At 71.5% G+C, this 20,365-nt stretch carries 19 protein-coding genes; 6 read left to right on the plus strand and 13 right to left on the minus strand.

Going from position 1 to position 20,365, the window contains the following annotated elements; translation table 11 throughout:
• Nucleotides 1-32 precede the first annotated feature (32 nt).
• The 9 genes from aroB to ACFYYB_RS24315 form a co-directional block, all read right to left on the minus strand.
• Nucleotides 33-1,124 (minus strand): 3-dehydroquinate synthase, encoded by a 1,092-nt coding sequence (aroB, locus tag ACFYYB_RS24275; RefSeq protein ID WP_327307704.1) that lies wholly within the window; start codon nucleotides 1,122-1,124, stop codon nucleotides 33-35.
• A complete protein-coding gene (locus ACFYYB_RS24280) occupies nucleotides 1,121-1,603 on the minus strand; it encodes a shikimate kinase (protein ID WP_327309528.1) in 483 nt (160 codons plus the stop codon). The genes aroB and ACFYYB_RS24280 overlap by 4 nt, the downstream gene beginning before the upstream one ends.
• 44 nt (nucleotides 1,604-1,647) lie before the next feature.
• Entirely contained in the window at nucleotides 1,648-2,832 is a 1,185-nt protein-coding gene (aroC, locus tag ACFYYB_RS24285) for a chorismate synthase (RefSeq protein WP_327307703.1), read from the minus strand.
• A 179-nt stretch (nucleotides 2,833-3,011) separates the two neighbouring features.
• Nucleotides 3,012-3,839, minus strand: coding sequence for a shikimate dehydrogenase (locus tag ACFYYB_RS24290; protein ID WP_389437370.1), 828 nt, complete (start codon nucleotides 3,837-3,839; stop codon nucleotides 3,012-3,014).
• Nucleotides 3,840-3,845: 6 nt separating this feature from the next.
• Nucleotides 3,846-5,609, minus strand: a complete 1,764-nt coding sequence (gene mltG, locus ACFYYB_RS24295) for an endolytic transglycosylase MltG (protein ID WP_389437371.1) — start codon at nucleotides 5,607-5,609, stop codon at nucleotides 3,846-3,848.
• 127 nt (nucleotides 5,610-5,736) lie between these two features.
• Nucleotides 5,737-6,207 carry a Holliday junction resolvase RuvX gene (gene ruvX / locus ACFYYB_RS24300; protein ID WP_243334308.1) on the minus strand — a complete coding sequence of 157 codons (471 nt, stop codon included), beginning with the start codon at nucleotides 6,205-6,207 and terminating at the stop codon, nucleotides 5,737-5,739.
• 2 nt (nucleotides 6,208-6,209) lie between these two features.
• Entirely contained in the window at nucleotides 6,210-8,879 is a 2,670-nt protein-coding gene (gene alaS / locus ACFYYB_RS24305; RefSeq protein ID WP_389437372.1) for an alanine--tRNA ligase, read from the minus strand.
• A complete protein-coding gene (locus ACFYYB_RS24310; RefSeq protein WP_389437373.1) occupies nucleotides 8,879-9,226 on the minus strand; it encodes a DUF6167 family protein in 348 nt (115 codons plus the stop codon). Before ACFYYB_RS24310 ends, alaS begins: the two co-directional genes overlap by 1 nt.
• A gap of 8 nt (nucleotides 9,227-9,234) precedes the next feature.
• Nucleotides 9,235-9,675, minus strand: a complete 441-nt coding sequence (locus ACFYYB_RS24315; RefSeq protein ID WP_327307698.1) for a DUF948 domain-containing protein — start codon at nucleotides 9,673-9,675, stop codon at nucleotides 9,235-9,237.
• A gap of 169 nt (nucleotides 9,676-9,844) precedes the next feature.
• On the opposite strand from ACFYYB_RS24315, the gene ACFYYB_RS24320 reads away from it, so the two are divergent.
• Nucleotides 9,845-12,130 (plus strand): ATP-binding protein, encoded by a 2,286-nt coding sequence (locus tag ACFYYB_RS24320; protein ID WP_389437374.1) that lies wholly within the window; start codon nucleotides 9,845-9,847, stop codon nucleotides 12,128-12,130.
• A gap of 35 nt (nucleotides 12,131-12,165) precedes the next feature.
• On the opposite strand, the gene rpsD is transcribed toward ACFYYB_RS24320, so the two are convergent.
• Nucleotides 12,166-12,777: a 30S ribosomal protein S4 gene (gene rpsD / locus ACFYYB_RS24325; protein WP_008740451.1), complete on the minus strand. Its 612-nt coding sequence runs from the start codon at nucleotides 12,775-12,777 to the stop codon at nucleotides 12,166-12,168.
• Between the two features lie 55 nt (nucleotides 12,778-12,832).
• Here rpsD and ACFYYB_RS24330 point away from each other — a divergent pair, with 55 nt between their 5' ends.
• The gene (locus ACFYYB_RS24330) at nucleotides 12,833-13,723 is read left to right on the plus strand and encodes a DUF2470 domain-containing protein (protein ID WP_389437375.1); all 891 of its coding nucleotides are present in this window, start codon (nucleotides 12,833-12,835) and stop codon (nucleotides 13,721-13,723) included.
• Nucleotides 13,724-13,727: 4 nt separating this feature from the next.
• Here ACFYYB_RS24330 and ACFYYB_RS24335 read toward each other — a convergent pair whose 3' ends face one another.
• The 3 genes from ACFYYB_RS24335 to ACFYYB_RS24345 all read right to left on the minus strand — a co-directional run bounded on the left by ACFYYB_RS24335 (nucleotide 13,728) and on the right by ACFYYB_RS24345 (nucleotide 16,610).
• On the minus strand, nucleotides 13,728-14,435 hold the full coding sequence (locus ACFYYB_RS24335; RefSeq protein ID WP_389437376.1) for an HNH endonuclease family protein: 708 nt from the start codon (nucleotides 14,433-14,435) through the stop codon (nucleotides 13,728-13,730).
• Between the two features lie 145 nt (nucleotides 14,436-14,580).
• A complete protein-coding gene (locus ACFYYB_RS24340) occupies nucleotides 14,581-15,936 on the minus strand; it encodes a replication-associated recombination protein A (protein WP_389437377.1) in 1,356 nt (451 codons plus the stop codon).
• Nucleotides 15,937-15,989: 53 nt separating this feature from the next.
• Entirely contained in the window at nucleotides 15,990-16,610 is a 621-nt protein-coding gene (locus ACFYYB_RS24345; protein WP_389437378.1) for a vitamin K epoxide reductase family protein, read from the minus strand.
• A gap of 138 nt (nucleotides 16,611-16,748) precedes the next feature.
• On the opposite strand from ACFYYB_RS24345, the gene ACFYYB_RS24350 reads away from it, so the two are divergent.
• From ACFYYB_RS24350 to ACFYYB_RS24365, 4 genes are read left to right on the plus strand one after another with little or no spacing between them, the layout of a single operon-like run.
• Nucleotides 16,749-17,627 (plus strand): ABC transporter ATP-binding protein, encoded by an 879-nt coding sequence (locus tag ACFYYB_RS24350; RefSeq protein WP_389437379.1) that lies wholly within the window; start codon nucleotides 16,749-16,751, stop codon nucleotides 17,625-17,627.
• Nucleotides 17,624-18,499, plus strand: coding sequence for an ABC transporter permease (locus tag ACFYYB_RS24355; RefSeq protein WP_389437380.1), 876 nt, complete (start codon nucleotides 17,624-17,626; stop codon nucleotides 18,497-18,499). The genes ACFYYB_RS24350 and ACFYYB_RS24355 overlap by 4 nt, the downstream gene beginning before the upstream one ends.
• The gene (locus ACFYYB_RS24360; protein ID WP_389437381.1) at nucleotides 18,457-19,695 is read left to right on the plus strand and encodes a sensor histidine kinase; all 1,239 of its coding nucleotides are present in this window, start codon (nucleotides 18,457-18,459) and stop codon (nucleotides 19,693-19,695) included. Before ACFYYB_RS24355 ends, ACFYYB_RS24360 begins: the two co-directional genes overlap by 43 nt.
• A 33-nt stretch (nucleotides 19,696-19,728) precedes the next feature.
• Nucleotides 19,729-20,361, plus strand: a complete 633-nt coding sequence (locus ACFYYB_RS24365) for a response regulator (RefSeq protein WP_389437892.1) — start codon at nucleotides 19,729-19,731, stop codon at nucleotides 20,359-20,361.
• The last annotated feature ends 4 nt before the right edge of the window (nucleotides 20,362-20,365 follow it).

The following is a 20,365-nucleotide window of genomic DNA, read 5'->3' on the forward strand; positions in this document are numbered from 1 at the left end:
TTCGGGCCGGTTCGCACCGGCCCGAACCCGGTTCAGGCCGTGACCTCGCCGAAGGCCGCCACGAGGACGGCCGGGTCGGGACCCTCCAGGACGGTCGGCTTGGCCAGCCCGTCCAGGACGATGAAGCGCAGCAGGTCGCCCCGGGACTTCTTGTCGAGCTTCATGGTCTCCAGCAGCTTGGGCCACTGGTCGCCGCGGTAGGTCAGCGGAAGCCCCACCGAAGCCAGGACGGCCTTGTGCCGGTCGGCCGTCGCGTCGTCGAGCCGGCCCGCGAGCCGGCCGAGTTCGGCGGCGAAGACCATGCCGATCGAGACGGCCGCGCCGTGGCGCCACTTGTAGCGCTCGTTCTTCTCGATGGCGTGCGCGAGGGTGTGCCCGTAGTTGAGGATCTCCCGCAGGCCCGACTCCTTGAGGTCGCTGGAGACCACGTCGGCCTTGACCTGGATGGAGCGGCAGATCAGCTCGGCCGTGTGCGGGCCGGCCGGCGTGCGCGCCGCCTCGGGGTCCGCCTCGATCAGGTCGAGGATCACCGGGTCGGAGATGAATCCGGCCTTGATGATCTCGGCGAGACCGCTGACGTAGTCGTTGACCGGCAGCGAGTCCAGCGCCGCCAGGTCGCAGAGCACACCGGCCGGCGGGTGGAAGGCGCCGACGAGGTTCTTGCCCTCGGCGGTGTTGATGCCGGTCTTGCCGCCGACCGCCGCGTCCACCATCGCCAGGATGGTGGTCGGGACGGCGATCCAGCGCACCCCGCGCAGCCAGGAGGCCGCGACGAAGCCCGCGAGGTCCGTGGTGGATCCCCCGCCGACGCCGACGACGACGTCGCTGCGGGTGAAGCCGGACTGGCCCAGCGCCTTCCAGCAGTACGCCGCCACCTCGGCCGTCTTGGCCTCTTCGGCGTTCGGCACCTGGATGGCGACGGCCTCGTACCCCTGTGCGGCGAGGTCGTCCCGCAGCGCCTCACCGGTCGAGGCGAGGGCCTCGGGGTGGATGACGGCGACCCGCTGGGCCTTCGTACCGATCAGGGAGCCGAGCTCGCCGAGCAGCTGCCGGCCCACCAGCACCTCGTACGCGTCGTGCCCGGCGCTCGCGCCGACCTGGATCCGCGTCACCTGGTCTGTCATGCGTTCTTCAACTCCAGAGCGTCGAGGACCGCCTGGGCGACCTCTTCGGGGGTGCGGGCGTCCGTGGCCACCACGACGCGCGCGACTTCGGTGTACAGGGGGCGCCGGGCCTCCATCAGATCGCGCCACTGGCGGCGCGGGTTGACGGCGAGCAGCGGGCGCGCGGCGCCGAGGCCCACGCGCTTGACGGCTTCCTCGACGTCCATCGAGAGGTAGGCGACGGGCAGCCCGGCCAGCAGTTCGCGCGTCTTCTCGTCGAGGACGGCGCCGCCGCCGAGGGCGAGGACCCCCTCGTGGCCGGCGACGGCGGCGGCGACGGCCGCCCGCTCCAGCTCACGGAAGTGGGGCTCGCCCTCGTCGATGAAGATGTCGGAGATCTCCCGGCCCTGGGCCGCGACGATGTCGGCGTCGGTGTCCCGGTAGGCGACTCCGAGCCGCTGGGCGATCAGCTCGCCCACGGTGGACTTGCCGGACCCCATGGGGCCGACGAGGACCACCAGGGGTCCGGTCGCACGGTCGCCGGTCACCGGATCTGCAGGTTGTCGAGGTACGACCGCACGTTGCGGCGGGTCTCGGGGACGGAGTCGCCGCCGAACTTCTCCACGACGGCGTCGGCCAGCACCAGGGCGACCATGGCCTCCGCGACGATGCCCGCGGCGGGCACCGCACAGACGTCCGAGCGCTGGTGGTGCGCGACGGTGGCCTCGCCGGTGGCGACGTCCACGGTGGCGAGGGCCTTCGGCACGGTGGCGATGGGCTTCATCGCGGCGCGGACGCGCAGCAGTTCGCCGGTGGTCAGACCGCCCTCGGTGCCGCCGGAGCGGCCGGTGGTGCGCTTGAGGCCCTCGGGGGTGGAGACGATCTCGTCGTGCGCCTGGGAGCCGGGTACGCGGGCCAGGTCGAAGCCGTCGCCGACCTCGACGCCCTTGATGGCCTGGATGCCCATGAGCGCGGCCGCGAGGCGCGCGTCGAGGCGGCGGTCCCAGTGCACGTGCGAGCCGAGGCCGACGGGCACGCCGTAGGCGAGGACCTCGACGACGCCGCCGAGGGTGTCGCCGTCCTTGTGGGCCTGGTCGATCTCCGCGACCATCTGCTTCGACGCGTCGGCGTCGAGGCAGCGCACCGGGTCGGCGTCGAGCTTCTCGACGTCGGCGGGGGTCGGGTAGACGCCGTACGGGGCCTTCGCGGCCGCCAGCTCCACGACGTGGGAGACGATCTCGATGCCCGCGACCTCCTTGATGAAGGACCGGGCGATGGCGCCGAGGGCGACCCGGGCGGCGGTCTCACGGGCGCTGGCGCGCTCCAGGATCGGCCGGGCCTCGGAGAAGCCGTACTTCTGCATGCCGGCGAGGTCGGCGTGGCCCGGCCGCGGCCGGGTCAGCGCCGCGTTGCGGCCGGTCTCCTTGAGCAGCGAGGGGTCGACCGGGTCGGCCGACATGACGGTCTCCCACTTGGGCCACTCGGTGTTGCCGATCATCACGGCGACCGGGGAGCCCTGCGACAGACCGTGCCGGACACCGCCGAGGAAGGTGATCTCGTCCTGCTCGAACTTCATCCGGGCACCACGGCCGTAGCCGAGCCGGCGCCGGGCCAGGTGTTCGGCCACCAGCTCCGTGGTGACCGGAACGCCGGCGGGAAGCCCCTCCAGCGTCGCCACCAGAGCCGGGCCGTGGGATTCTCCGGCCGTCAGCCAACGCAACCTGCTCAACGATGCTCCTCGTGCTCGCGCCTGATTCATCGATGGCGCGATCGGGTGCGCGGCCCTGACCCGCCTTGCCCCGATCCTCCCATGTCCGGGCCCGTACACCGCCCTCCGGTCCAGCTATCGGACGGCGGCGCACCTAGGCCCGGGGCGACATGTGGATCTAGGAAGCATTCCGCTTCCGCTCAGTGGCGGGCCCGCAGCGCCGCCTCGCCCGCGGCGCGCATGGCCGCAAGCGGAGCGGTGGGGCAGCCCGTCATCAGCTCGACCTGGAGGACCGCCTGGTGGACCAAGAGGTCGAGGCCGCCGAGGAGCTTGCCGCCGCGGTGCGTCCAGGCCGCGGCCAGGGGCGTGGGCCAGGGGTCGTACAGGACGTCGAAGAGGGTGCCCGGAGCGGCGGGCACGGAGGCGGCCAGCTCGTCCGTGGCGCCGGCCGGGGTGGTGGCGATGACCAGCGGCGCGTCCAGCGCCTCGGCCGCCCGCGACCAGTCGGCCGTCCGGACGTCCACGCCGAGCCGCTCGCCCCACGCGCGCATCTCCGCGGCCCGGGCCTCGGAGCGTACGTACGCGGTCACCTCGCCGGTGCAGATCCGGGCCAGCGCGGCGAGCGCCGAGGAGGCGGTGGCGCCCGCGCCGAGGACGGCGGCGGACTCCACCTTCTGCACGCCCTGCTCGCCCAGTGCGGCGAGCAGGCCGGGGATGTCGGTGTTGTCCCCGACCCTGCGGCCGTCCTCGGTGAAGACGACCGTGTTGACCGTCTCCACGGAGGCGGCCGTGTCGCTGATCTCGTCGAGCAGCGGGATGACCGCCCGCTTGAGCGGCATGGTCAGCGACAGCCCGGCCCACTCGGGGCCGAGCCGTGCCATGAAGCCGGGGAGCGCGGCCTCGTCGATCTCGAAGCGGTCGTACGACCGGTCCCCGAGGCCGAGCTCCTGGTACGCGGCGCGGTGCAGCACCGGTGAGAGGGAGTGCTCGATGGGAGAACCCAGCACCGCGGCCCGTATCCGTGACATGTCCTGCTACCCGCCGTTCTTCTGCTTCTGCCGTTCCTGGAACTCGGCGACGAGCTTGAGGTGCTCGTCGTACGTCTTGGTGAAGGTCGTCGTGTTGCCGTCGACCGACACGAAGAACATCCAGCCTCCGTGGTCCGGGCTGAGCGTAGCGGTCAGCGCGTCCAGACCGGGGTTCCCGATCGGGCCGGGCGGCAGCCCCTTGACGTTGTGCGTGTTGTACGGGTTCACGAAGGCCTTGGCCTCCGTGAGATTGAAGTTGATCTCGCTCTGGTTCTTGACGTAGTTGTACGTCGAGTCGAACTCGATCTTCTGGTTGGTGACGTCGTTGGTCTTCTTGAGGCGGTTGTAGACCACCTCCGACATCTTCCGGAAGTCGTCGTGGTTCTTGCCCTCGGCGTTGACGAGACTGGCGACCGTGATCACCTGGAGCGGGTTGCTCAGGCCCAGTTCCTTGGCCTTGCCCTCGACCCCGAGCTCCGTGTACTTGTCCGTCGCGTTCTTGACCATCTGCTTGAGCAGGGACTCGGGGGTGCTGTCCTTGCTCAGGTCGTAGCGCATCGGGTAGAGGAAGCCCTCGAGGGGATCGATGATGTTCTTGTCGTTGTTCGCCCACGCCGGCAGACCGAGGCTCTTGGCCTGCTTGAGGGCGATGTCCTTGGTGGTGCCGGGCGGCTTCTCGAGCTTCTTGTCGATCGCGTCGTAGACCGTGCTGTTGCGCATGCCCTCGGAGATGGTGAGCACGTGCAGCTTGGAGGGGTCGGTCATGACCGAGACCGCGGCCGCGGCCGACATCTTCTTCTTGAGCGGATAGATGCCGGGCTGGATCGACTGGCCCTTGGGGTTGTTGCCCGCGGCGTCCACGAAGGCCTGGGCGCTCTTGACCACGCCCGCTTCCTTCAGGATGCGGCCCATCTGGCCCAGGCCCGCGCCCTTGGGGATCTCCACGTCGACGGTCTCGTCGATGCCTTCGCCCGCGAAGTCCTCGGCCGCGCCGAACTTGCCCTTGAGGTAGTCGTAGCCGTAGTAGCCGCCACCGCCGAGCACGCCGACGATGACCACGGCCGCGATGAGGCAGGCCATGCCGCTGCGCTTCTTCGGTTTGCCGCCGGAGCGGCCCGACCGGCGGCCGCCGCGCCCGCCGTCGTCACCGTCGTCGCCGTCACCGTCGTCCCCGCCGCCCGCGAGGAAGGAGTCCGCCGCGGCGTCCTCTTCTTCCTGCCAGGGCTCCTCGGTCTGCAGGTGCCGCATGCCCGGGGGCCGCGGCGGCGGGAAGGCCTCGGGCGTGCCGTAGAGGTCGGGGGCCTCGCCGGGGTAGCCGCTCGACTGCTGCTGCGCGTACGGATCCGCGCCCGCGTAGGGATCGGCGGCCTGCGGGACCGCGGCGTACTGACCCTGCCCGGTGTCCCAGACCTGGCCGCCGCCCTGACCCCCGTACGTCTCCTGGTGTTGCTGCTGCTGTTGCTGCTCCTGCGGGTTCTGCGCGTACTGGGGGTGCTGCGGGTACTGCTGTTGCTGCTGCGGGTGCTGGGGATACGGCGCCTGCTGCTGCTGTTGCTGCTGGTACTGCATCTGCTGGGCCTGGGGGTACTGGCCCTGCTGCTGCGGGTAGTAGGCCTGCTGGGGCTGAGGCTCCTGCTGGTACTGCTGCGGGCCTGCGACATAGGGCATCTGACCCTGCTGGGCCTCGTGCCCGGTCCACCCCTGGTCCCCGTACTGCGGGTCCTCGGGGTGCCACGGTTCGGGGCCAGGGCCCCGGCCATACTCAGTCATCGATCCCCTAGCGCGCCGCAGGGCGTTGGCCGCGACTCCGTCTGACGCGACTCACGGTTCCGCCTCTTCTGATGGGCGACGGCTGTTCGAATGCCGTCACATCGCGCGGAACGTTACCGTATCGCGATCAGACAACCACTTCGACGCACTCACCGGGCGGATTACCTGATACCCGTTCGGTCTCCAGAGCGTTCTGAAGGATCACCACTGCGGCTGCCTGGTCGATGACCGACCGGCTCTTCTTGGCGTTCTTCCCCGAGGCCCGCAGGCCCTGGGCGGCGGTGACCGTGGTCATCCGCTCGTCCACCAGACGCACCGTCACGGGCTTGATGCCCTTCGCGAGTTCCGTGGCGAAGGCGCGGCACTTGGCCGCGGCCGGCCCTTCCCGCCCGCTGAGCGAGCGGGGCAGACCGACCACCACCTCGATGGGCTCGTACTCCGCGACGAGCTGCCGCAGCCGCCGGTGGGCGAAGGGGATGTCCCGGCCCGGAACGGTTTCCACCGGTGTGGCCAGCACCCCGTCGGGGTCGCACGAGGCGACCCCGATCCGGGCGTCACCGACATCGATGGCCAGACGGCGGCCGCGGCGCAGTGTCATCTTCAGGCCGTCTCTACGACGAGGCGCTCGACCGCGGCGATGGCCTCGGGGATGGCGGCCGGGTTCTGGCCACCGCCCTGGGCCACGTCCGGCTTGCCGCCACCGCCGCCGCCGAGGGTCTTGGCGGCCGTACGGACCAGGTCGCCGGCCTTGAGACCGCGCTCGCGGGCGGCCTCGTTGGTGGCGATGACGGTCAGCGGGCGGTCGTTCGCCGTGGTGAACAGGGCGACGACGGCCGGGCGGTCACCGGGGATGCGACCACGGACGTCGAGGACCAGCTTGCGCAGGTCGTCGGCGCCGGTGCCGTCCGGGACGGTGCCCACGACGAGGGCCACGCCCTTGATGTCCTGGGCGCCCGCGGCGAGACCGGCGGCGGCCTGGAGGACCTTCTCCGCGCGGAACTTCTCGATCTCCTTCTCGGCGTCCTTCAGCTTGCCGAGCATGGAGGCGATCTTCTCGGGGAGCTCCTCGGCACGGCCCTTGACCAGCTCCTGGAGCTGGGCGACGACCGTGTGCTCCTTGGCGAGGAAGTTGTAGGCGTCCACGCCGACGAGGGCCTCGACGCGGCGCACGCCGGAGCCGATGGAGGACTCGCCGAGCAGCTTCACCAGGCCCAGCTGGGCGGTGTTGCCGACGTGCGTGCCGCCGCACAGCTCCTTGGAGAAGTCGCCGATGGTCACGACGCGCACGCGCTCGCCGTACTTCTCGCCGAACTCGGCGATGGCGCCCTGCTTCTTGGCCTCGTCGATGCTCATGATCTCGGCGGTGACCTCGAGCTCGCGGGAGAGCACGTCGTTGATCTTGTGCTCTACGTCGGTGAGGACCGAGCCGGGCACGGCGTTCGGCGAGCCGAAGTCGAAGCGGAAGCGGCCGGGCGAGTTCTCGGAACCGGCCTGGGCGGCCGTCGGGCCGAGCGCGTCGCGCAGGGCCTGGTGGGTCAGGTGCGTGGCCGAGTGGGCGCGGGCGATGGCCCGGCGGCGCTGGATGTCGATGGCGGCGTACGCGGAGGCGCCCACCGTCACCTCGCCGACCTGGACGGAGCCCTTGTGCACGGAGACGCCCGGGACCGGCTGCTGCACGTCGCGGACGACGATGACGGCGCCCGAGTCGAGCTTGATGCGGCCCTGGTCGGCGAGCTGGCCGCCGCCCTCGGCGTAGAAGGGGGTGCGGTCCAGGACGACCTCGACCTCGTCGCCCTCGGAGGCGGCGGGCGCGGAGACGCCGTTGACCAGCAGGCCGACGATGGTGGACTCGCCCTGGTTGGTGGCGTAGCCGGTGAACTCGGTGGCGCCGGAGCCGTCGGCGATCTCCCGGTAGGCGGACATGTCCGCGTGGCCGGTCTTCTTGGCCTTGGCGTCGGCCTTGGCGCGGTCGCGCTGCTCCTGCATCAGGCGGCGGAAGCCGGGCTCGTCCACGGCGAGGCCCTGCTCGGCGGCCATCTCCAGGGTGAGGTCGATCGGGAAGCCCCAGGTGTCGTGGAGCAGGAACGCCTTGTCGCCGGCCAGGACCGTGCCGCCGGCGGCCTTGGTCTCGGTCACGGCGGTGTCGAGGATGTTCGTGCCGCCCTTGATGGCCTTGAGGAAGGCGGCCTCTTCGGCGAGCGCGACGGTCTCGATGCGCTTGCGGTCGGTCACGAGCTCCGGGTACTGCTGCCCCATGGTCTCGATGACCACGTTGACCAGGTCCTGGACGACCGGGCCGGTGGCGCCCATGAGGCGCATGTTGCGGATGGCGCGGCGCATGATGCGGCGCAGCACGTAGCCGCGGCCCTCGTTGCCGGGGGTGACGCCGTCGCCGATAAGCATGGCGGAGGTGCGGATGTGGTCGGCGACCACGCGCAGGGAGACGTCCGTGCCCTGGGCGGCGCCGTACTGCACGCCGGTCAGCTCGGTGGCCTTGTCCATGACCACGCGCAGGGTGTCGGTCTCGTACATGTTCTGTACGCCCTGCAGGATCATGGCGAGGCGCTCGAGGCCGAGACCGGTGTCGATGTTCTTCGACGGCAGGTCACCGAGGATCGGGAAGTCTTCCTTCCCGTCGCCGGCGCCGCGCTCGTACTGCATGAAGACCAGGTTCCAGATCTCCACGTAGCGCTCGTCGTTGACGGCGGGGCCGCCCTCGACGCCGAACTCGGGGCCGCGGTCGTAGTTGATCTCCGAGCAGGGACCACAGGGGCCCGGGACGCCCATGGACCAGAAGTTGTCCTTCTTGCCCAGGCGCTGGATGCGCTCCTGCGGGACGCCGACCTTGTCGCGCCAGATGGCCTCGGCCTCGTCGTCGTCGAGGTAGACCGTGATCCAGAGCTTCTCGGGCTCCAGGCCGTAGCCACCGTCCGCCACGGAGCTGGTGAGCAGCTCCCAGGCGTACTTGATGGCGCCTTCCTTGAAGTAGTCCCCGAAGGAGAAGTTGCCGCACATCTGGAAGAACGTGCCGTGGCGGGTGGTCTTGCCGACCTCTTCGATGTCCGGCGTACGGACGCACTTCTGCACGCTGGTGAGCGTGGACGCCGGCGGCTTGACCTCGCCGAGGAAGTACGGCTTGAACGGCACCATGCCCGCGGGCACCAGCAGCAGAGTCGGGTCGTCCGCGATGAGCGACGCCGAAGGGACAACGGTGTGACCGCGCTCCTCGAAGAAGCTCAGCCAGCGGCGGCGGATTTCAGCCGACTCCATCAGTGGTCCTCATTCCGGTTGTACGTAACCTTCAAAAAACGGTTCTTGGTCTGGTCGTGCTCGATGGCCTGCAGCCGCCGCGGCCCGGGAAGGGCGGTGACGTTGGCGGGCAGTTCGGGATCCTGGTGGAGTCCCAGTGCGTCGTTCAGCTCGTCCTCGCGCTGCGACATCCCCGACTTGACGTCGAGGGCGAAGTCCTTGAGGCGGTGGCCCGCCTCGATCGCCTTGTCGGCTGCCTGCGCGGCGAGGCTCTCCGGCGTCAGCTTCTTGAGCTGCCGGTTGACCTTGGTGGTGGCCCACACGCCGGCGGCCGCGCCGGCGGTGAACCAGAAGGCTCGGCGGAACATCGGAGATCTCAGCCCTTCTGCTTCCGGCGCCGGGCCGACGGCACCGTACGGCCGACGATCACGGTCCGCCGGGAGGTCTTGCCCGGCGCGTCCTGCGCGCTCGCGCCGCCCTTGCCCAGCGCCTTGCGGACGCCGTAGCCGAAGGCCGCGACCTTGACGAGCGGGCCGCCGAAGGTGGAGGCCACGGTGGAGGACAGCGCGGAGGCGTTGGAGGTGACTTCCTGTACGTCGCTCGCGATGGCGTCGACCCGGTCGAGCTGGGTGCGGGCGGAGCGGACGGTGGTGGAGGCCTCCGCGAGCAGCGGGACGGCCTGCTCGGTCACGTCGGCCACCAGCTTGGTGGTCGCCCTGAGCACCTGGGCCAGCCTCACCAGCACCACGGCGAGGAAGGAGACCAGAATGGCCCAGAAGACGGCCACGAGGATCCCGGCCACCTCTCCACCGGACACGTTCACACCGCTCTCTACAGATTGATCACCAAACGAAAAAGTCGTCCTCCGACCCTATCGCGCCGGAGATCCGCCGCAGTACCGGAATTCCCGGGCGGCGCGCGCGCCGACGGGCCGGATCGGACCCGCCTTGTACGCAGCGCATGCGGACCAGTACGCTCCGTGTCCCATGCGACAAGGACCCATTCCACGAAGGACGCCGGGCAACCTTCCCTCGGACCTGAGCGGCTTTGTCGGGCGGGGCGGAGAGCTTTCCGAGCTGGAACGTCTGCTGGACGCGTCGCGGCTGGTCACGGTGACCGGCGCGGGCGGCGTGGGCAAGACCCGCCTGGTCCTGGCGGCGGCCCGGGCGGCGGCCGACGCCGCTGCCGGTCCGGTCGGTGCGGGCGGGGCCTCCGAGGTGGCGCAGGAACGCTACTGCGACGGGGTGTGGCTCGCCGAGCTGGCCTCCGTACGGGATCCGGCGCTGCTGGAGCTGACGCTCGCCGAGGCGCTCGGGCTGACCGACCACACCACCCGGCCGCTCCGCACGGTCCTCGCCGAACACCTGGCCGAGCGGCGGCTGCTGCTGGTCCTGGACGGCTTCGAGCAGCTGGTCGACGAGACCGCCGACCTGGTACGGGACCTCCTGCGCCGGTCCCCCGGCCTGCGCGTGCTCGCCGCCGGCCGGCGCCCGCTGACCCTCGACGGGGAGCTGTCCTGGCCGCTGGCGCCGCTGGATCCGGAAGAGGCCCTGGCGCTGCTGATCGAGCGGACCGCCGCGGCCGATCCGGCCTTCACCCTGACGGAGCCCAACCGGGCGGTGCTGGCCGAGCTGTGCGCCCGCCTCGACGGCCTGCCGCTGGCGCTGGAGCTGGCGGCGGGCCGGCTGCGCACGCTGTCGCCGGAGCAGATGCTGTCCCGGCTGGAGGACCGCTTCGCCCTGCTGACGGGCGGCTCGCGCGGGGCGCTGCCCCGGCACCGGGCGTTGCGCACGGCGATCGGCTGGAGCCACGAGCTGTGCACGACCGGGGAGCGGCTGCTGTGGGCGCGGCTCTCGGTGTTCGCCGGGCAGTTCGACCTGGACGCCGCCGAGTACGTGTGCGCGGGCCCGGACCTGCCGGTGGACTCGGTGCTGGACCTGGTCGGGGAGCTGCTGGGGCAGTCCCTGCTGGTCCGGGAGGAGACGGCGGCCGGGGTCCGGTACCGGATGCTGGAGAGCGTACGGATCTACGGGGCGGGCTGGCTGGAGTCGCTGGGTGACGCCCGGCGGCTGCGGCGCCGGCACCGGGACTGGTACATGGGCCTGGCGACCTGGTGCGAGCTGGACTGGTTCAGCCCGCGCCAGGAGGAGGTGGCCGCGCTGGTGGAGGCGGAGCTGCCGAACCTGCGGCTCGCGCTGGAGTGCTGCCTGGACGAGCCGGAGGAGACCCACCTCGGCCAGTACCTGGCGGGCACCCTGTGGTTCTTCTGGGCCGGCTGCGGCCGGCTCACCGAGGGGCGGCACTGGCTGGACCGGACCCTGGAGGGCGACTTCGGGCTCATCGGCTCGCCGGGGGTGGAGTACGAGAGCTCCCGGCTGAAGGCGCTGTGGGTGCTCGGGTACGTCGCGGCCCTGCAGGGCGACTCGGTGGCCTCGATGAGCGCGCTGTACGAGTGCCGGGACGGGGCCGCGCGCAGCGAGAACCCGGTGGCGGGAGCGTACGCCGTGCACCGGATGGGCTGCCTGGCCCTGGTCTCGGACGACATGGGCCGGGCCGGGGAACTGCTGGGCTCGGCGCTGGAGCGCTACCGGGAGGCCGGGGAGCTCAACAGCAACGTCCTGATGTGCCAGGTGGAGCTGGCGATGGCGCTGGCCTTCCAGGGTGAGCTGGCGGGCGCGCTCTCCCTGTGCCGGGAGGTCCGCGACATCTGCGAGGAGCGCGGGGAGCGCTGGACGAAGGCGTACGCCCTCTACGTCCTGGCGTACGCGGCGCTGGACGCCGGGGGCACGGCCGAGGCGCGGCGGCTGCTGGCCGAGTGCGTGGCCATCAACCACAGGTTCCGCGACCTGGTGGGGCTGGTGCTGGCGGTGGAGCTGCTGGCGCTGGTCACGGTGGCCGAGGGGCATCCTTCGGAGGCCGCGGTCCTGCAGGGCGCGGCGGAGCCCCTGTGGGACGGGGTGGGGATGCGGCTGTTCGGCTCGGGGTACTTCAACGCCCCGCGGCTGATGTGCCAGGAGCGGGCGGGCGAACTCCTGGGCGCCGAGCGGTACGCGTCCTGCGCCCGGCACGGCCGGACCCTGCCGCTGGACGCCCTGGTCGAGCGCGCCCTGCGGGGACCGGAGCCGGCGCCCGTGCCGGCGGGCCCGCTGCCGAGGCCGCGCGGCGCCGCGGAGCGGATCGAGCGCGCCGAGCGGCCGATGGCTCACCCGGGTGCGGCGGGGGCGAAAAGCAGGAAACCCGCCGGCTCCCCCGAAGGGGAACCGGCGGGCTGAACCAGCCTGTGAGGGCTACGTCCGCTGGTACTGGATCAGCGGGCGTAGTACTCGACGACGAGCTGCTCGTCGCAGATGACCGGGATTTCCTTGCGGTTCGGGTCGCGGTCCAGGCGGAAGGCCAGGGCCTTCAGGTTGACCTGCAGGTAACGCGGGGTTTCGCCCTCGCCTGCGTAGCCACCCTCACGGGCAACCTGGAACGGAACCTTCTCGCGGCTGCGCTCGCGCACCGTGATGACGTCGTCCGGACGGACGCGGAACGACGGCTTGTCGACCTTGTCGCCGTTGACCTCGATGTGGCCGTGAACGACCATCTGGCGAGCCTGGTAGATGGTGCGGGCGATGCCCGAACGCAGGACCAGGGCGTCGAGGCGACGCTCGAGCTCGACGACCAGCGCCTCGCCCGTCTTGCCTTCGGCCTTCTTGGCGCGGTCGTACGCGCGGGCCATCTGACGCTCAGAGATGTCGTACTGAGCGCGCAGACGCTGCTTCTCCAGCAGACGAACCTTGTAGTCCGAGTTCTGCTTGCGGCCACGGCCGTGCTCGCCCGGCGGGTAGGGGCGGGCCTCGAAGTACTTGACGGCCTTCGGGGTCAGCGCAATGCCGAGGGCACGCGACTTCTTGACCTTGGGTCGCTTCTGGTTCACGTGGAACCTACCTCCATGTAAGTTAGGTGAGGCTTACCTTAGCGAGGAGGACGTAATGTCTCGACCACATGGGATCCCCCTGCCCAGTGCGCACCGAAGTTCAGATCCAAACGAAACAGGATCTGCTTTCGGCGACGATAGGCAAGGTCAGCCGCGTCCCAGGGAAGGCGTTCGGCAGCTCACCGGAGCCGAACGCGTACGAACCCTCGTAGAGTCCAACGCCTCAGTATCCCTCACGCTCCCGGGTGCTTATGACCGGGAGGAGCTCGGGACAGGGATGCCGGCCGCACGGACCGTCACCCCGGACGGGGACGTGATTCTCCTGGTATCAGGGGAATCCGCGGCTGCCAGGGCAGCCGCTCACGCCCAGGACGACGACCTCACCGCCGTGATCGAGATCACGGATGTGGCGCCGGTGTCCGTGCCCCATCGTATCCGAGGCCGCGCCTGGCTCGCCGGGTGGCTCACCCCGGTGCGCGGGGCCGACGAACGGGCGGCCTGCGCGGCGCTCCTCGCCGAGCGCCACCCGGTCGGCGAGCTCCTCGGACTGTCCGAATCGCTCGACGCCCCGTCCGCCGGCCGGCCCGCGTGGATGCTGCTGCGACTGGAGGTCGGCGAGATCTCGGTGGACGACCTGTGGGGCGCCGAGCACGTGGACCCGGACCTGCTGGCGGCGGCCGAGCCCGACCCGATGGTGGCCCACGAGACGGAGCTCCTCCAGCACCTGGCCTCCTCGCACGGCGACCGGATGGGTGACCTGTGCGGCCTGCTGGGCGCCCGGGAGACGGCGGACCTGACGGCGGTCCCCCTCGCGCTGGACCGGCTGGGCCTGCGGGTGCGCTTCCTCCGCGGCGCCACCGCCTTCGACGCCCGCTTCGACTTCCCGGAGCCGGTGACGGACGTCTGCGGCCTGCGCCGGGCGATGAGCACGCTCTTCGCCGGCTAGACGCTCAGGGGCAGGTGCCGAGCATCTCCTGCAGCGCCTGCTTCTCCGGCGGGGTCACGGAGAGCCCGTACTTCGCCTTGATCCCGGTGTACCGCCGCGCGTACTCGCACCAGTAGCCCCGCTGGGGCGGCTTCCACTTGTCCGCGGTCTTGCTGCTCTTGTCGTAGTTCGTCTGCTTGTCCACGGCCAGCAGCACGTCCAGGTCGTTGGCGTACTCCAGGCGCCGCTGCGGGGTCCAGGCGTACGCGCCCCCGCGCCAGGCGGCGCCGAGTGCGACGACGTGGTCGGTCTGGATCTGCGAGGCGCGGCGGTAGGTATAGGGGAGCTCCTTCCCCGTGTACGGGTCCTTCAGCACTCCGGAGAGGACGACGCAGGGGTTCCTGTCGCCCTCGCGGAGCTCCCGGAGGTCCCTGCGCAGGACGTCGTCGCGGGTGTCGCACCCGTTGCGACCGCCGATGGCGTCGGTCTCGTCGGACCAGTACTTGCCGAAGTTCTCGCGCTTGTACGTCTCCCAGTTCTTGCCCCACTCGACCTTGAGCCTGCCCAGCTCGGCCTTGGCGACGGGGGCGGCCGGCGGGAACCCGGCGCTCGCGAGGGGGACCTGGGCGACGAGTGCGGCGGCGCTGGCGTGAGCGGTCTCGGCGTCCCCGTGGTGACACCCGCTGAGCAGCAGCGCGGCTGCGACGGCGATGAGCGGAGCGGGACGTCCCATGCAACGGATCCTAGGCCCCGGCTCTCCGCCCCGCGCGGCCAACACGAGGCCGCTCGGCGGGGCAGAAGTCCCCCACCCGCCCTTCGCCCGTCCCCCGGCGGTCACCTGCCGGCCGTCGCCGGCGCCCCGGGAACGGCGCCGTAGGTCAGGAACCCGCGCCCCGGAGCCGCTCGCGGACCTTTTCCACCACGTCCGCGTAGCGGGCTTCGGCCCCGTACCGGGTCGGCTCGTAGTACCGCTTGCCGTGCACCTCGTCCGGCGCGTACTGCTGCGCGGCGATCGCTCCCGGCACGTCGTGCGGGTACACGTACCCCACCGCGTGCCCCAGCTTCGCCGCCCCCTTGTAGTGGCCGTCCCGGAGGTGCGCCGGGACGGTACCCGCCAGGCCCGCCCGGACGTCGGCCAGCGCCGCGCCGATCGCCGTCGTCGCGGTGTTGGACTTGGGGGCCAGCGCCAGCGCGATCGTCACGTGCGACAGCGTGAGCGAGGCCTCCGGGAAACCGATCATCGCCACCGCCTGGGCGGCCGCCACCGCGAGCGGCAGGGCCGTCGGGTCGGCCAGGCCGATGTCCTCGCTCGCCGAGATCATCAGCCGGCGCGCGATGAACCGGGGGTCCTCCCCCGCTTCGATCATGCGGGCCAGGTAGTGCAGCGCCGCGTCCACGTCCGAGCCCCGGATCGACTTGATCAGCGCGCTCGCCACGTCGTAGTGCTGGTCGCCGTCCCGGTCGTACTTGACCGCGGCCCGGTCGACGGCCTCCTCCACCGTCTGGAGGCTGATCTCCGCCTCGCCCTTGGCGATCGCCGAGCCCGCGCCCGCTTCGAGGGCCGTCAGCGCGCGCCGCGCGTCCCCGCCGGCGATCCGCAGCAGGTGCGCCTCCGCGTCCGCCGGCAGGGTGACCGCGCCGCCGAGGCCGCGCTCCTCCGTCAGCGCCCGGTGCATCAGGGCGCTCAGGTCCTCGTCCGTCAGCGGTTCCAGCGTCAGCAGCAGCGAGCGCGACAGCAGCGGGGAGATGATCGAGAAGTACGGGTTCTCCGTGGTCGCGGCGATCAGCGTGACCCAGCGGTTCTCCACGGCGGGCAGCAGCGAGTCCTGCTGCGCCTTGCTGAAGCGGTGGATCTCGTCGAGGAAGAGGACGGTGTCCTTGCCGTACCCGCCGGCCGCCCGCTTGGCGCCCTCGATGACGGCCCTTACTTCCTTCACGCCGGCGGTGATCGCGGACAGCTCGACGAACCGCTTCTTCGTCGCCTGGCTCACCACGTACGCGAGCGTGGTCTTCCCGATGCCGGGCGGGCCCCAGAGGATCACCGAGGAGGCACCGGCGGGACCGCCCGCACCGTCCCCGACGAGCCGGCGCAGCGGGGAGCCGGGCTTCAGCAGGTGCTGCTGACCGACGACCTCGTCCAGGGTGCGCGGGCGCATCCGGACGGCGAGCGGAGAACTGGAGGGGTCCTTCGCCTGGCGGTCTTCGGCGGCGGCGGTGAAGAGATCTGGTTCCACACCGGAAGCCTATGCGAGGCCACCGACACTCCCGCCCGCCCGGCCGGGCGGGATCAGGAGGTCCAGAAGTCCCACCAGCGGGTCAGGATCAGCATGCCGATGATCCCGATGTGCAGGACGGGCAGCACCCAGGTGAACTCGTCGAAGAAGGCGCGCAGCCAGCCGGGGGCCGGCAGCAGGCGGTTGCGCACGTTGTGCGAGGTGACGTACCAGAACATGACGATGGTGGCGACCCAGGCCAGGCAGCACCACAGGCACAGGGAGTTGATGGTGTAGAGCGACTGGTACATCAGCCAGGTGCAGAAGCCGATGCCGAAGAGCATCCCGGCGTTCAGGGTGAGCCAGTACCAGCGCGGGAAGCGCGCCCGTGCGAGCAGGCTCATGCCGACGCAGACGACCATGCCGTAGGCGACCAGCCCCAGCATCGGGTTCGGGAAGCCGAAGACGGCCGCCTGGTCGCTCTTCATGATGTTGCCGCAGGAGACGATCGGGTTGAGGCTGCAGCCCGGTACGAAGTCCGGGTCCTCCAGCAGCTTGAACTTGTCGATCGTGATCACCCAGGCGGCGAGCAGCCCCGCGGCTCCCGTGATCACCAGCAGCAGGGCGAGCGCCCGGCTGCCGCCGACGGCCGTCCGCGTCCCGGCGGTGTCCGTGTCGGTCCCTCGTGTCGTCATCCGGCCCGCTCCACATCTGCAAGGTCAACAAGCCCCGGCCATTGTGCCGTACCCGACCGCGCTGTCCACCGTTCGACGGACAGGAGGAGGTACGCACGGGGGGACCGGTGGCCGGGCTTCCGCTCCACCATGGGAGCCATGACACAGAACGCGGTGGAAGTACGGGGGCTCCGCAAGCAGTACGGCGAAGTCACCGCGGTGGACGGACTGGACCTGACGATCCGGCGCGGCGAGGTCTTCGGCCTCCTGGGGCCCAACGGCGCCGGCAAGAGCACCACGGTGGAAATACTCCAGGGGCACCGGGAGCGGGACGGCGGCGAGGTGCTCGTCCTCGGCGCGGACCCCGCGACCGCCGGCCGGGCCTGGCGCTCCCGCGTCGGCATCGTCTGGCAGGACGAGTCGGCGCCCGCCGAACTGACGGTCCGGGAGACGGTCGAGCACTTCGCCCGCTACTACCCGGCCCCGCGCGATCCGGCCGAGGTGATCGCCTTGGTCGGCCTGGAGGAGAAGCGCGGCCACCGGATCAAGAGCCTCTCCGGCGGACAGCGGCGCCGCCTCGACGTGGCGCTCGGGGTGATCGGCGACCCCGAACTGCTGCTCCTGGACGAGCCCACGACCGGCTTCGATCCGGTGGCACGGCGGCAGTTCTGGGACCTGATCCGGCTGCTGTCCGACTCGGGCACCACCATCGTGCTCACCACCCACTACCTGGAGGAGGCCGAGGCCCTCGCCGACCGGCTCGCGGTGATCGCCCGCGGCAAGGTCGTGGCCGAGGGCGAGCCGGCCGCGCTGCGCGCCCGCCACGGGACCGGCGCCACCGTCGAGTGGACCGACCGGGACGGCAGTACGCGCGGCGTCTCCACCGAGACGCCCACCCGTACGGTCGCCGAGCTGGCGGCCCGCTTCGACGGCGAGGTCCCGGACCTGAGGATCACCCGCCCCACCCTGGAGGACGTGTACCTGCGCCTCACGGGCCCGCTCGACCGGAACACGACGCCGCAGGAGGAGTCCCGATGAGCACGCAGACCGGTACGGACAAGGGCGCGGGCACGCGTACCGGCACGGGCGGGGGCACGGGCGGGGCCGGGGCGCTGCCCGGGGCCTGGTCGCTCGGCTTGAGCCGCGGGGCGCTGGAGATCCGGCAGTTCGCCCGCCAGCGCGACGCGGTGATCTTCACCTTCGCCTTTCCCATCGTCTTCCTCGCGCTCTTCGCCTCGATCTTCAGCGAGGGCATGGAGGGCACCGGGGTCACCGCCTCCCAGATGTACGCGGCCGGCATGGTCGCCGCGGGCATCATGTCCACCAGCTTCCAGTCGCTCGGCATCTCGATCGCCGTCGAACGCGACGAGAAGGTGCTGCGCCGGCTGCGCGGGACCCCGATGCCGCCGGCGGCGTACTTCCTCGGCAAGGTGTGGATGGTGCTGGCCACCGGCCTCGCCGAGACCGCGATCCTGCTGCTGGTCGGCTCCACGCTGTTCGACCTCGATCTGCCGACGTCCGCCTCGAAATGGCTGACCTTCGCCTGGATCTTCGTCCTGGGCCTGGCCGGCTGCGCCCTGCTCGGCATCGCCATCAGCAGCCTGCCCAAGTCCGGCAAGAGCGCCAGCTCGGTCGTGGTCCTGCCGTTCCTGATCCTGCAGTTCATCTCGGGTGTCTTCATCCCGGTCCACCAGATCCCGGACTGGCTGCTGAACATCGGGGCGCTGTTCCCGCTCAAGTGGATGTGCCAGGGGCTGCGCGGGGTCTTCCTGCCGGAGTCGGCGGCCATTCTCGAACAGGCCGGCGGCTGGGAGTATGGGCGGGTCGCCCTGGTGCTGGGCGCCTGGGTGCTCGGGGGGCTGGTGCTGTGCCTGCTGACCTTCAAGTGGAAGAGCCGGCGCGACGGCTGACCGCCTTCGCCACGGCGGCCGGAGCGCGCGAGTCCCACGTCTGGGACCGCGCGTTCGGGCCGTGGATCCTCTATTTCGCGGTCGTGTGGGTCGCCACCGCGGTCTTCGTCCTCGGCGCGGACTTCCCGGCGCTGCCGTACCGGGTCCTCGCCGTGGGTCTGCTCGCCCTCCTGGTCCCCTGGTTCCTCGGCGCCGGACGCCCGCTGCTCGTTCAGGTGCCCGGCGCCGAACCGCGCTCGTCCGCCCGCTACCTGGGCGTGGCGCTGGTCCTCTTCCTGCCCGCCGCCTCCCTGGCGGGCGAAACCCGACTGCTCACCTTCGCCCTCGCCCCGCAGTGCTTCATGCTGCTGCCCCTGCGGCGCGCGATCGGTGCGGTGGCCCTGGTGTCGCTGCTGCCGGTGGCCGGCTGGGCGCTGCTCTGGCGGCCGGAGGGCATCCACGTCCTCGTGAGCGCGATCAGCGCGTTCGCCACCTTCTCCTTCTCCGCCTTCTTCGGTGCCTGGACCGTCCGGATCATCGAGCAGAGCCAGGGCCGGGCCTCCCTCATCGCGGAGCTCGACGCCAGCCGGGAGGAGGTGGCCCGGCTCTCCGCCGAACGCGGCGCCCACGCGGAAAGGGAACGCATGTCCCGCGAGATCCACGACACCCTCGCCCAGGGCTTCACCAGTCTGCTGATGCTCGTCCAGGCCGTGCAGTCGGAGCTGGACACCGATCCGGAGGGGGCCCGGCGCCACCTGGAGCTGATGGCGGCCACCGCCCGGCAGAACCTCGCCGAGGCCCGCGCCCTGGTGGCGGGCGGCGCGCCCGCGGACCTCGACGGCGGCTCGCTGCCCGACGCGGTACGGCGGCTCGCGGCCCGGCAGGATCCGCCGGCGGAGGTCTCGGTGACCGGGGAGGTCCGGCCGCTGGCGGCGGTCCTGGAGGTGGTGGCCCTGCGGTCCTGCCAGGAATCCCTGTCCAACGCCGCCAAGCACGCCGGACCGCGGGCCCGCTGCACGGTCTCCCTCGTCTACGGGGCGTGCGAGCTGACCCTCACGGTCCGGGACACCGGCCGGGGCTTCGACCCGGCGGCCCCCGCCGCCGGCTACGGCCTGCGGGGCCTGCTGGCTCGCGCGGCCGAGGTGGGCGGTACGGCGACGGTCGACAGCGCCGCCTCGGCCGGTACCACTGTCACCGTCACCCTCCCGATCCACTGATCCGCTGAGGAGCCGTACGACATGCCGTACGACATGATCCGCATCCTGCTGGCCGACGACCACCCGGTGGTACGGGAGGGGCTGCGCGGCATGCTCGGCGCCGAACCGGACCTGGAGGTCGTCGCGGAGGCCTCGAACGGCCCGCAGGCGGAGGCGCTGGCCGCGGAGCTGGTCCGCGGGGAGGGCCTGGACCTGATCCTGATGGACCTGCGGATGCCGGGCGGCGACGGGGTGGAATCCATCGCCCGCATCACGGCGGCCCGGCTGCCGGTGCGGGTGGTGGTGCTGACCACGTACGAGGAGGACCGGGACATCCTGCGGGCCGTGGAGGCGGGGGCGGCGGGCTACCTGCTGAAGGACATGGCGCGGGCGGACCTGGCGGCCGCGATCCGGGCGGCCGTGCGCGGCGAGACGGTCTTGGCCCCGACGGTGGCGGGCCGCCTGGTCGACCAGCTCCGCACCCGCCCTTCATTGCCGCGGCTCTCCGACCGGGAGGTGGCGGTGCTCCGCCTGGTCGCGGAGGGCGCGACGAACGCGGACATCGGCCGCCGCCTGTTCGTGGCGGAGTCCACGGTCAAGACGCACATGCTGCGCATCTTCGGAAAGCTGGAGGTCACGGACCGCACGGCGGCGGTGACCACGGCCATGCGGCACGGCCTGCTCTGACAGC

The organism is Streptomyces sp. NPDC002886 (assembly GCF_042888445.1).
GTDB lineage: Bacteria > Actinomycetota > Actinomycetes > Streptomycetales > Streptomycetaceae > Streptomyces.

Excerpts from the sequence above, each read along its gene's own strand:
- aroB (WP_327307704.1), bottom strand. The coding sequence starts at position 1,124 with ATGACAGACCAGGTGACGCGGATCCAGGTCGGCGCGAGCGCCGGGCAC.
- ACFYYB_RS24280 (WP_327309528.1), bottom strand. The coding sequence starts at position 1,603 with ATGGGGTCCGGCAAGTCCACCGTGGGCGAGCTGATCGCCCAGCGGCTC.
- ACFYYB_RS24290 (WP_389437370.1), bottom strand. The coding sequence starts at position 3,839 with ATGTCACGGATACGGGCCGCGGTGCTGGGTTCTCCCATCGAGCACTCC.
- mltG (WP_389437371.1), bottom strand. The coding sequence starts at position 5,609 with ATGACTGAGTATGGCCGGGGCCCTGGCCCCGAACCGTGGCACCCCGAG.
- ruvX (WP_243334308.1), bottom strand. The coding sequence starts at position 6,207 with ATGACACTGCGCCGCGGCCGCCGTCTGGCCATCGATGTCGGTGACGCC.
- alaS (WP_389437372.1), bottom strand. The coding sequence starts at position 8,879 with ATGGAGTCGGCTGAAATCCGCCGCCGCTGGCTGAGCTTCTTCGAGGAG.
- ACFYYB_RS24310 (WP_389437373.1), bottom strand. The coding sequence starts at position 9,226 with ATGTTCCGCCGAGCCTTCTGGTTCACCGCCGGCGCGGCCGCCGGCGTG.
- ACFYYB_RS24320 (WP_389437374.1), top strand. The coding sequence starts at position 9,845 with ATGCGACAAGGACCCATTCCACGAAGGACGCCGGGCAACCTTCCCTCG.
- ACFYYB_RS24330 (WP_389437375.1), top strand. The coding sequence starts at position 12,833 with ATGTCTCGACCACATGGGATCCCCCTGCCCAGTGCGCACCGAAGTTCA.
- ACFYYB_RS24335 (WP_389437376.1), bottom strand. The coding sequence starts at position 14,435 with ATGGGACGTCCCGCTCCGCTCATCGCCGTCGCAGCCGCGCTGCTGCTC.
- ACFYYB_RS24345 (WP_389437378.1), bottom strand. The coding sequence starts at position 16,610 with ATGACGACACGAGGGACCGACACGGACACCGCCGGGACGCGGACGGCC.
- ACFYYB_RS24350 (WP_389437379.1), top strand. The coding sequence starts at position 16,749 with ATGACACAGAACGCGGTGGAAGTACGGGGGCTCCGCAAGCAGTACGGC.
- ACFYYB_RS24355 (WP_389437380.1), top strand. The coding sequence starts at position 17,624 with ATGAGCACGCAGACCGGTACGGACAAGGGCGCGGGCACGCGTACCGGC.
- ACFYYB_RS24365 (WP_389437892.1), top strand. The coding sequence starts at position 19,729 with ATGATCCGCATCCTGCTGGCCGACGACCACCCGGTGGTACGGGAGGGG.